The sequence below is a fragment of the Streptomyces sp. NPDC029216 genome (genome assembly GCF_040648015.1).
GTDB lineage: Bacteria > Actinomycetota > Actinomycetes > Streptomycetales > Streptomycetaceae > Streptomyces.
Map to the genome: position 1 here is coordinate 1 of NZ_JBEZWL010000203.1, position 10,074 is coordinate 10,074.

7 protein-coding genes and 1 pseudogene are annotated in these 10,074 nt (G+C 71.0%); 4 read left to right on the forward strand and 4 right to left on the reverse strand.

All coding sequences use genetic code 11. From position 1 onward, the window contains the following. Window positions 1-497: 497 nt before the first annotated feature. Window positions 498-1,439: a hypothetical protein gene (locus tag AB0F18_RS36405; protein ID WP_362068921.1), complete on the forward strand. Its 942-nt coding sequence runs from the start codon at window positions 498-500 to the stop codon at window positions 1,437-1,439. A 316-nt stretch (window positions 1,440-1,755) separates the two neighbouring features. Here AB0F18_RS36405 and AB0F18_RS36410 read toward each other — a convergent pair. Beyond that, window positions 1,756-1,938, reverse strand: a pseudogene (locus AB0F18_RS36410) (transposase); the annotation flags it as partial. Between the two features lie 119 nt (window positions 1,939-2,057). Next, window positions 2,058-3,836, reverse strand: coding sequence for a glyoxylate carboligase (gene gcl, locus AB0F18_RS36415; RefSeq protein WP_362068939.1), 1,779 nt, complete (start codon window positions 3,834-3,836; stop codon window positions 2,058-2,060). Window positions 3,837-4,114: 278 nt separating this feature from the next. On the opposite strand from gcl, the gene AB0F18_RS36420 reads away from it, so the two are divergent. Further along, a complete protein-coding gene (locus AB0F18_RS36420; protein ID WP_362068924.1) occupies window positions 4,115-4,966 on the forward strand; it encodes a hypothetical protein in 852 nt (283 codons plus the stop codon). Between the two features lie 67 nt (window positions 4,967-5,033). Continuing rightward, window positions 5,034-5,525, forward strand: coding sequence for a glutathione peroxidase (locus AB0F18_RS36425; RefSeq protein WP_362068927.1), 492 nt, complete (start codon window positions 5,034-5,036; stop codon window positions 5,523-5,525). A 48-nt stretch (window positions 5,526-5,573) separates the two neighbouring features. Here the strand turns inward: AB0F18_RS36425 and AB0F18_RS36430 are convergent, their stop codons facing one another. Further along, window positions 5,574-7,256, reverse strand: a complete 1,683-nt coding sequence (locus AB0F18_RS36430; RefSeq protein ID WP_362068930.1) for an AMP-binding protein — start codon at window positions 7,254-7,256, stop codon at window positions 5,574-5,576. 45 nt (window positions 7,257-7,301) lie between these two features. After that, the gene (locus AB0F18_RS36435; RefSeq protein ID WP_362068933.1) at window positions 7,302-8,423 is read right to left on the reverse strand and encodes a winged helix DNA-binding domain-containing protein; all 1,122 of its coding nucleotides are present in this window, start codon (window positions 8,421-8,423) and stop codon (window positions 7,302-7,304) included. Between the two features lie 131 nt (window positions 8,424-8,554). Between AB0F18_RS36435 and AB0F18_RS36440 the strand changes: the two genes are divergently transcribed. Further along, on the forward strand, window positions 8,555-9,703 hold the full coding sequence (locus AB0F18_RS36440) for a magnesium and cobalt transport protein CorA (protein ID WP_362068936.1): 1,149 nt from the start codon (window positions 8,555-8,557) through the stop codon (window positions 9,701-9,703). Window positions 9,704-10,074 lie beyond the last annotated feature (371 nt).

The following is a 10,074-nucleotide window of genomic DNA, read 5'->3' on the forward strand; positions in this document are numbered from 1 at the left end:
CGACAAACACGACAACGCATCCCTGCCTCACCGAACCGAAACCCACTCCCACCAGCGGAAAGCCAACGATCACGTTCGATAAGACAACAGGTTCTCAGCGTCTGGCGCCCTTCCTGGGCTGATACCCGCACGGCAGGACGAGGAGACAGTCCTCCGGACCCACCAGGCGCGTCAGATTGCTACGCGCTGCCCACATCCCGGCGTCCGGCGGCCGTCTTCTGAGGCGAGCACCGGTTTCGACCATGTCGACCGGCCCGACCGGCCCGACGGCTGGGACAGAGCGACAAAATTACAAAAAGTGCGCGAATCGTCACACATGGTCATGATGTGGGTGTTGCCCCTGCCGGGGGTGGCGTCTATCCGACCTCGCGAAATCAGGAGACCGCATGAGTCCTGTCTCCAGGACACGTTCCTCACTCGGACCCCTCCCGCTCCCCAGCCGGAGCACTTGGATTGCGGGCAGCAGCCTTGCGTCCCTCGCTCTCGTGCTCACGGGCATGGCCAGCCCCGCTCTCGCGATGGAGCCCACGAAGACGGTCGCCAACATCGCCTCTGCCACCAAGCCGCGTGGCAACGAATGCCGAGACCACCACTGCGAGGACCAGGGTGACAACGGCGACCACGACGACCAGGGTCCACACGACGACCAGGGTCCACACGACCACCAGGGTCAAAGGGGCGAGCCCGGCCCCACGGGTCCCGCCGGGCCCACCGGCCCCACCGGCCCTGCGGGTGCTGACGGTGCCACCGGCCCGACCGGTCCCGCAGGTGCCGACGGTGCCACCGGCCCCACCGGCCCGACCGGTCCCGCGGGCGCTGACGGTGCCACCGGCCCCACCGGCCCGACCGGTCCCGCGGGTGCTGACGGTGCCACCGGCCCCACCGGCCCGACCGGTCCCGCGGGTGCTGACGGTGCTGACGGTGCCACCGGCCCGACCGGTCCCGCGGGTGCCACCGGCGCCACCGGCCCGACCGGCCCTGCGGGTGCCGACGGTGCTGACGGTGCCACCGGCCCGACCGGTCCCGCGGGTGCCACCGGCGCCACCGGCCCGACCGGCCCTGCGGGTGCCACCGGCCCGACCGGCCCTGCGGGTGCCGACGGTGCTGACGGTGCCACCGGCCCGACCGGTCCCGCGGGTGCCACCGGCGCCACCGGCGCCACCGGCGCCACCGGTCCTGCGGGCGCCACCGGCGCCACCGGCCCCGCCGGACCGTTGGATGCGCAGATCGTCTCCCAGGACTACAACGTCCTGCTGGGCGTCAACGCGTCCTACGACTCCCCGGCATGCCCGGCCGGCACCACTCCCATCTCTGGAGGACTGTCTGCCACTGGCCTCGCCGTGGACCTCGGGCAGAGCTACCCGAACGGCGACCACTGGACCGTGACCGCGACAGCGGGTGCCATCAGCACCATTACGGTCTACGCGGTCTGCAGCTGACCACACACCGCACAACCGCCCTTTGCACAAATGAGTCCCCGCCGGTCTTCCGGCAGGGACTCATGTGCGCTGAGGTTCCGCCCTGGCCCGGTGCGGCGAAAGAGTTGCCTTCGACATTCGTCCGAGGCGAGTGATCGCGCCGAGCGGGTCGGTGAAGCGCCGCCCTCCGGGGCTTCGCCGGATTTCATTCTGAGTCGGATTCCGGGGCGGATGGCGCCGGACGGGGCAGGGTGAAGAGGCCGGGTTCGGGCTCGGTGAGGATGCTGGGGTCCTCCCGCCGCTTGTGCATCTCGCGGACCTGCCAGCGCAGCAGGTCATGGATGGTCTCGACGGTCCCGTCGTCGCGCCACGCGGCGAAGTAGTAGTACACCGCGCTCATCGGCGGCAGGTCGTGGGGCAGATAGCGACACTGACAGCCGGTGCGGGCCTGATACAGGATCGTGTTCACGATCTCCCGCATGGCGTAGTTGCCCTCGTGGCCGCTGACCGAAGGGTGCCGGCCCCCCTCTGAGACCGCCCAAGGGGCTACCGCCCCCTGAACCCGGCGTGACGCGAAGCGGCCCCCGCTCCTCCTGAGAAGGAGGAGCGGGGGCCGCTCGTTACTACGGGGGGGGAGGATCAGACCTGGAGGCCCTTGATCGCGGTCGGGGCGTGGCCCGGCTCGGTTGCGAGCTCTTCGAACTCGGTGACGTCGCTCATGTCGACCGTCTTGCTCATCGCGATGTTGGTGATGCGCTCCAGGATCGCCTCGACGACGACCGGGACCTGGTGCTCCTGGGCCCACTTCTTGGCCTGCTCGAAGGCCTCGCCCAGCTTCTCCGGGTCGGTGACGCGGATGGCCTTGACGCCCAGGCCCTCGGCGACCTTGACGTGGTCGACGCCGTAGACGCCGATCTCCGGGGTGTTGATGTTCTCGAACTCGAGGTTGACCTCGAAGTTGATGCCGAGGCCGCCCTGCGCCTGGCGGATCAGGCCCAGGTAGGCGTTGTTCACGAGGACGTGGACGTAGGGGACCTTGTGCTGGGCGGCGACCGCCAGCTCCTCGATCATGAACTGGAAGTCGTAGTCGCCGGAGAGGGCGACGACCGGGGTCTCCGGCTGCGCGGTGGCGGCGCCGATGGCGGCCGGGATGGTCCAGCCGAGGGGGCCGGCCTGGCCGCAGTTGACCCAGTGGCGCGGCTTGTAGACGTGCAGGAACTGCGCGGCCGCGATCTGGGAGAGGCCGATGGTGGTGACGTAGCGGGTCTCCGGGCCGAACGCCTTGTTCATCTCCTCGTAGACGCGCTGCGGCTTCATGGGGATGTTCTCGAAGTGCGTACGGCGCTGCAGGGTGGCCTTGCGCTCCTGCGCGGAGGCGGCCCAGGCGGAGAAGTCCGGGAGCTTGCCCTCGGCCTTCCACTCCTTCGCGACCTCGATGAAGAGCTCCAGAGCGACCTTGGCGTCGGAGGCGATGCCGAAGTCCGGGGCGAAGATCTTGCCCAGCTGGGTGGGCTCGATGTCGACGTGGACGAACTTGCGGCCCTTGGTGTAGGCGTCCAGGTTGTAACCGGTGTGGCGGTTGGCCCAGCGGTTGCCGATGCCGATGACGGTGTCCGACTCCAGGAACGTCGCGTTGCCGTAGCGGTGGGCGGTCTGGACACCGACCATGCCGGCGGCCAGCTCGTGGTCGTCCGGGATGGTGCCCCAGCCCATCAGGGTGGAGATGACCGGGATGCCCGTCAGCTCGGCGAACTCGACCAGCAGGTCGGAGGCGTCGGCGTTGATGATGCCGCCACCGGCGACGATCAGCGGACGCTCGGCCTCCAGGAGGAAGCCCAGGGCCTTCTCGGCCTGGGCGCGGCTGGCCTGCGGCTTGTAGACGGGCAGCGGGGTGTAGGTCTCGGGGTCGAACTCGATCTCGGTCAGCTGGACGTCGATCGGCAGGTCGATCAGGACCGGGCCCGGACGGCCGGAGCGCATCAGGTGGAAGGCCTGCTGGAAGACGCCGGGGACCTGCGCCGCCTCCAGGACCGTGGTGGCGGCCTTGGTGACGGGCTTGGCGATCGTGGCGATGTCGACGGCCTGGAAGTCCTCCTTGTGGAGCTTCGAGACCGGAGCCTGACCGGTGATGCACAGGATCGGGATGGAGTCCGCGATGGCGGAGTACAGGCCGGTGATCATGTCGGTGCCGGCCGGGCCCGAGGTACCGATGCAGACGCCGATGTTGCCCGCCTTGGCGCGGGTGTAGCCCTCGGCCATGTGCGAGGCACCCTCGACGTGACGGGCCAGGGTGTGCGCGATCCCGCCCACGTTCTTGAGCTCGCGGTAGAACGGGTTGATCGCAGCACCGGGCACGCCGAACGCTTGCTCGACACCCTCGAGCTTGAGGATCTCAACTGCGGCAGCGGCGGCTGTCATACGAGGCATCAGGTTCTCCTGCGGGTCTGGCGTGGTCAGACTTTTTCCGGCATCCGGAATTTTTGTTCTGCTATACGAAACAAGCTAAGTGTCGGCTTCCCGCACGTCAAGGCAGTGGGGCACCCCGGAACCCACCAAAAGCCGCATCTCTTTCGGCGAGTTGCACAAAAGACCGGGTTCGCGGAGTGAATCGGCCGGATTCGGCGGGCTCACCCGCCCCGGGGTGGCTGGTGGTGGAACATGGATCCACGCACAGCGACGGAGGGGGTCCAGGTCTCATGGCGGAAGCGGTACCGGTGCGCTGCCCGGCGTGCCAGCGCGAGAACGGCTACACCGCACCGGTCTTTCCCTGCGCCTGCGGGAGTCCGGTCGTCCCGCCGCTGGACCCGGCGGGCACGCCCCTGACGCTGACCCACCGCACCTGGTCGGACAGCTGGGTGGCGGTGCGGTGCGGGGCCTGCGGGCGGGAGAGCGAGTGGCCGCACCCGGAGGTGGGCTGCAGTGCCTGCGGAACGGTGGTGCTGGTCCCCGTACGCCCGCCGGGGCCGGCGGAGCCCGGGCCGGACGCGGGGGCGCGGGCCGGGGAGGGCTCCGGCGCGGATCCCGGAGCACCGGAGGGGACGGGCGCGGGGGACGGCGTACGGCGCAACGGGCCCCCCGGGGCGAACCCGGCCGGGCGGACGCCGGCGCGCGCCGCCGGAGCCGGCCCGGCCGCCGACGGCGCGGTCCGGGGCGCCGGCTCCCGGCCCCCGTTCCGGCCCGTGACCATCCGTACCGCCCGGGACGCGGTGGCGACGGCCGCGCTGTACCTGCGCTGGCTCGGCTTCCGGGACGTCCGCCAGCCCGACGGGGTGCCGATCCCCTCGGCGGCGGTGGACCTGCGGGCCCCCGGGGTGGTGGCCCAGGTGGACCCGACCACGGCGCCGGCCGGGCTGCGGGCGGTGGAGTGCGTGTGGCTGAACGGGCTGACGGCCTCGGCGACCAGCGTCTACTTCGCCCTCGCGGGCTATACGGAGGAGGCCCGGGGCCGCGCCGACGATCTGGGGATACCGCTGTTCGTCATGGACCTCACGGGCATGCCGCAGCCGGTCAACGACCCGGCGGACGCGCTGGTCGGCCGGGGGGCCTAGGCTCGGGGGCTGTTCGCACGTGTCGTTCGATCACGTCGCCCTTGCCCGCCGAGCCGAGGAGAACCCGATGAGCAGCCTGTACGACATCCCGCTGACCACCCTGGACGACGAGCCCACCAGCCTGGCGGCCCACCGCGGCAAGGCCATCCTGCTGGTGAACACCGCCTCCCAGTGCGGGCTCACCCCCCAGTACTCGGGACTGGCCCGCCTGCAGTTCAAGTACGAGGAGAAGGGCTTCACCGTCATCGGCGTGCCCTGCAACCAGTTCGGCGGCCAGGAGCCGGGTACCGCGGAGGACATCCAGACCTTCTGCGCGGCCGGCTTCGGGGTGACCTTCCCGATGCTGGAGAAGTCCGAGGTCAACGGCGAGAACCGGCACCCGCTGTACCAGGAGCTGGTGAAGACCCCGGACGCCGACGGTGAGGCGGGGGACATCCAGTGGAACTTCGAGAAGTTCCTGATCTCCCCCGCCGGCGAGGTCGTGGCCCGCTTCCGCCCGCGCACCGAGCCGGAGGCCCCGGAGGTCCTCGCCGCGATCGAGGCGCAGCTGCCGGCGTGACCCGGCGCCCGTACGGGCGCCCGCGACGCGGCGGGCGCCCGGGGCGGATCATCCCGCCAGGTCGGCCTCGTCGTACTCCTGGGCGGACCCGGCGGCCGTGAGGTCCCGCAGCTCCACCCGGCGGATCTTCCCGGAGACGGTCTTGGGGAGCTCGGCGAACTCGATCCGCCGGATCCGCTTGTACGGGGAGAGGACCGCCCTGGAGTGCTCGAACAGCACCCGCGCGGTCTCCTCGCCGGGCTCCCAGCCGGCGGCGAGGGTGACGTACGCCTTCGGCACGGCGAGCCGCAGCGCGTCCGGGGCGGGGACGACGGCCGCCTCGGCGACCGCCTCGTGCTCCAGCAGGGCGCTCTCCAGCTCGAACGGGCTGATCTTGTAGTCGGAGGCCTTGAAGACGTCGTCGGCCCGGCCGACGTAGGTGAGGTGGCCGTCGGCGTCGCGCGAGGCGATGTCCCCGGTGCGGTAGAGCCCGTCCGCCATGGCCTCGGCGGTGCGCTCGGGGTCGTCGCGGTAGCCGGTCATCACCCCGGCGGGGGCGCGGCGCAGGTCCACGCACAGCTCCCCCTCGTCGGGGGACTCCTTGCCGGTGACGGCGTCCAGGAGCACGATCTCGTAGCCGGGCGCGGGGCGGCCCATGGACCCCGGCTTGACGGGGACGCCGGGGAAGTTGCCCACCTGGAGGGTGGTCTCGGTCTGCCCGAACCCGTCGCGGATGGTGACGCCCCAGGCCGCCTTGACCCGTTCGATGACCTCGGGGTTCAGGGGTTCGCCGGCGGCGACGGCCTCGCGCGGGGGCCGGCGGAGCGCGGTCAGGTCGGACTGGATCAGCATCCGCCAGACGGTGGGCGGGGCGCAGAAGGTGGTGACCCCGCCGCGGTCCATCTCGGCCATGAGCCGCTGCGCGTCGAAGCGGGCGTAGTTGTGGACGAAGACGGTCGCGCCGGCGTTCCAGGGGGCGAAGAGGTTGGACCAGGCGTGCTTGGCCCAGCCGGGCGAGGCGATGTTGAGGTGGACGTCGCCGGGGCGCAGCCCGAGCCAGTACATGGTGGAGAGGTGCCCGATGGGGTACGAGGCGTGGGTGTGCTCGACGAGCTTGGGGCGGGCGGTGGTGCCCGAGGTGAAGTAGAGCATCAGCGGGTCGGTGGCGAGGGTGATCCCGTCGGGCCGGAACGCGCTGTCGGCCTCGTACATGTCGGCCAGCCGCAGCCATCCGGCCGGGACCTCGTCCCCGGCGGCGATCTTCGTGTAGTCCCCGGGCACCTCGTCGAACTTCGCGGTGTCCTCGACGCGCGCGATCACGTGGCGTACGCGGCCGCGGTCGATCCGGTCGCGCAGGTCGGCGGGGCCGAGCAGCGGGGTGGCGGGGATGACGACGGCGCGCAGCTTCATCGCGCCGAGCATGACCTCCCACAGCTCGCGCTGGTTGCCGAGCATGACCAGGATCCGGTCACCGGCGGCGACGCCCCGGGCCCGCAGCCAGGTGGCGGCGGACCCGGACCGCAGGCGCATCTCGTCGAAGGAGACCGCGATGCCGGTCCCGTCCTCCTCCACGATCCGCAGGGCGTCGGCGCCGTTGCCCTCCGCGATGTGGTCGAACCAGTCGAACGCCCAGTTGAAGCGCTCGGGGCGGGGCCAGGTGAATCCGGCGCGGGCGGCTTCGTACTCCCCGCGGTGGGCGAGCAGGAAGTCCCGGGCGGCCAGGAAGCTTTCGGTGGCGCTGTTCTCCGTCATGGGAGGCATCGTGCCGCGCCGGGCAGGCCCTCCACCAGGGCGGCGTCAGCCTCGGATTGACCCGAAGCGGACCTTCCCGGGCCCCTCCCCCATCCAGGCGAGCATCGCCTCCCCCTCCGCGGCGATCTGCTCCTTCACACCCCCCGCCACCTCCCGGAACAGCTCGACGGTGACCACGTCCCCCTCTCCTCTGGCCCACACCCCTCCCATGAACCCGTCCACCATCACCACGCACCGGCTCTGGTTCCCGTCGGTGTTCCGTCCTTTGAACTCGGGGGGCACGACGCGGGTCCGGTCGGCGTGCGAGAGCAGCAGGTTGTCGAACTCGGGGAGGAAGCGGGGCGGCGCCGGGGTGCCGGGGTCGGGCCGGGGCGCGTCCGGCAGGTCGAACAGCTCGACGCCGTTCTCGTCGCGGAAGGTGACCAGGCGCGGGCGGAGCTCCTCGAAGGCCTCCCGGAGCCGGGTGATCCCGGCCCAGGTCTGCATGTCCTTGACGGAGGCGGGCCCGAAGGCACCGAGGTACCGCAGGACCACGTCCCCGATCGCCGGCGCTTCCCCGGAGGGTTCCCCGGCGGGCGTCCCGGCGGGTTCCCCCACCCACCCCTCCAGGGTCGTCAGCCGCACCTGCCCGCTGCGGCCCCACACCCCGCGCGGGGTGACCTGCACGAGCGGCAGCAGGCACCGCGCGGCCACGGCCAGCGACTGCGGATCGGCCCCGGGCCACGTCCGGAGCAGCTCCTCCCGGATCTCCGCCATGGTCCGCGGCTCCTCCTCGACGAACCCCCGGGCCCGCCCGGCCAGCGCCCGCAGGTCCACCCCGGCCAGCCCCTTCCGGAAGTACCCCACCTCCCGGTCCCGGGCCCCCTGGACCAGCGGCCGCAGCGTCTGGGCGTCACGCACGGTATGGGTGTGGATGGTGGAGCGCATGGTCACCATCCGCACCACCTTCCGCTCCTCCATGAGCCGCCCCAGCTCCTCGGGCCGGAACCCGGCCAGCCGGGCGTGCAGCTGGAAGTACGGCGGCTTGACGTTCTGCGCCTGCAGTCCGAGCAGGTGCGCGACGGCATCGTCCGCCGGCATCTCGGCGCGGCTCAGCAGCAGCTGGCGGGCGAGCGTGGCACGGTTCAGTGCGCGGGTGTCGAGAACGGAGCTCATCGCGGAGGCCATGACCGCAACCTAGCCCCCCTTGCGGACACCTTCGGTCCGCAACCCTCCCCCGCTCCCCGGCCCCGCTACCCTACAAACCACCCCATACGCCCTATAGACCCCCCACCCCACCCGACGGGAGCTGAGCTGCGATGCCGGAGCGCCCAGACCGCCGCCCCACCCCCGCGAAGCGCGCGGCGTGGCTCCGCCCGTCCGGCCCCGCCCCCGCACCCCCGTCACCGGACCCGGCCCGGCTCCCGCTCTCGCCCCCGCCGAACCACCACAGCGTGATCGACTCGGCCGTCTACCGCGAAGGCCGCCGCGTCGCCTCCCCCGTCACCCTCGCCGAAACCTTCCGCAGGCTGCGCGAACAGCCCGACGGCATGGCCTGGATCGGCCTGCACCGCCCGACCGAGTCCGAACTCCACTCCCTCGCGGCCGAGTTCAACCTCCACCCGCTCTCGATCGAGGACGCCCTGGAGGCCCACCAGCGCCCCAAACTGGAACGCTACGGCGACACCCTCTTCGTGGTCCTGCGTGCGGCCCGCTACCTGGACGCCCAGGAGGAGGTCGACTTCGGCGAACTCCACGTCTTCGTCGGCCCGGACTTCCTGATCACGGTCCGCCACGGCGCGGCCCCCGACCTCTCCGCGGTCCGCCGCCGCATGGAGGAGACCCCGGACCTCCTCTCCCTGGGCCCGGAGGCCGCCCTGTACGCCATCCTCGACGCGGTGGTCGACGGGTACGCCCCCGTCGTGGCGGGCGTCCAGAACGACATGGACGAAATCGAGACCGAGGTCTTCCGCGGCGACCCAGAGGTCTCCCGCCGCATCTACGAACTCTCCCGCGAAATGGTCGAGTTCCAACGCGCCACCCGCCCCCTGGTCGGCATGCTCCACGCCCTGATGGCCGGCTTCGCCAAGTACGGCACGGACGAGGAACTCCAGCGCTACCTCCGCGACGTGGCAGACCACGTCACCCACACCAGCGAACGCGTAGACGGCTTCCGCCAGGCCCTGACCGAAATCCTCACGGTCAACGCCACCCTGGTCTCCCAACAACAGAACGCCGAAATGCGCGCCTTGGCCGAAGCGGGCTTCGAACAGAACGAGGAGATCAAGAAGATCTCCTCCTGGGCCGCCATCCTCTTTGCACCCACACTCGTGGGAACCATCTACGGCATGAACTTCGAAGACATGCCGGAGTTGAAGTGGGCAGGCGGCTACCCCTTCGCCATCCTCCTGATGGCAGTGGTCTGCGTCAGCCTGTACGTGATCTTCAAGAAGCGGGACTGGCTGTAACGACCCACCTCTCACGCTTGATCGACTTAGCGCAAGCGAACCATGAATCAAGCGCTCTGTGGCCCCGTGGGGAGGATCTGGGGAGAATCGACGGCGGTCGGTGAACCGGGCACAGAACCTGCACCGCGCCGCGACCGGCGCCCAGCACGGTCGCCCTGAATGCGACGCGACCATCATTCGGCTTCCGAGGCGAGGGGACTGGCTCAGGGTTCACCCGTCCCCGCTGGAGCGCCGCACGCGGCTGTACCAGACCTGCTCGCGATAGTGACATCGGACACTAAGACGTCATCTCATTTGGCCAGTCTTCGGTAGCAGATGAGGGTGCAGGCGATGCTGGTGAAGGCGAGGAAGTGGTCGGCTTTGCGTTCGTA

Coding starts and splice junctions, on each gene's coding strand:
- AB0F18_RS36405 (WP_362068921.1), top strand. CDS start 498: ATGGCCAGCCCCGCTCTCGCGATGGAGCCCACGAAGACGGTCGCCAAC.
- gcl (WP_362068939.1), bottom strand. CDS start 3,836: ATGACAGCCGCCGCTGCCGCAGTTGAGATCCTCAAGCTCGAGGGTGTC.
- AB0F18_RS36420 (WP_362068924.1), top strand. CDS start 4,115: ATGGCGGAAGCGGTACCGGTGCGCTGCCCGGCGTGCCAGCGCGAGAAC.
- AB0F18_RS36425 (WP_362068927.1), top strand. CDS start 5,034: ATGAGCAGCCTGTACGACATCCCGCTGACCACCCTGGACGACGAGCCC.
- AB0F18_RS36430 (WP_362068930.1), bottom strand. CDS start 7,256: ATGACGGAGAACAGCGCCACCGAAAGCTTCCTGGCCGCCCGGGACTTC.
- AB0F18_RS36435 (WP_362068933.1), bottom strand. CDS start 8,423: ATGGCCTCCGCGATGAGCTCCGTTCTCGACACCCGCGCACTGAACCGT.
- AB0F18_RS36440 (WP_362068936.1), top strand. CDS start 8,555: ATGCCGGAGCGCCCAGACCGCCGCCCCACCCCCGCGAAGCGCGCGGCG.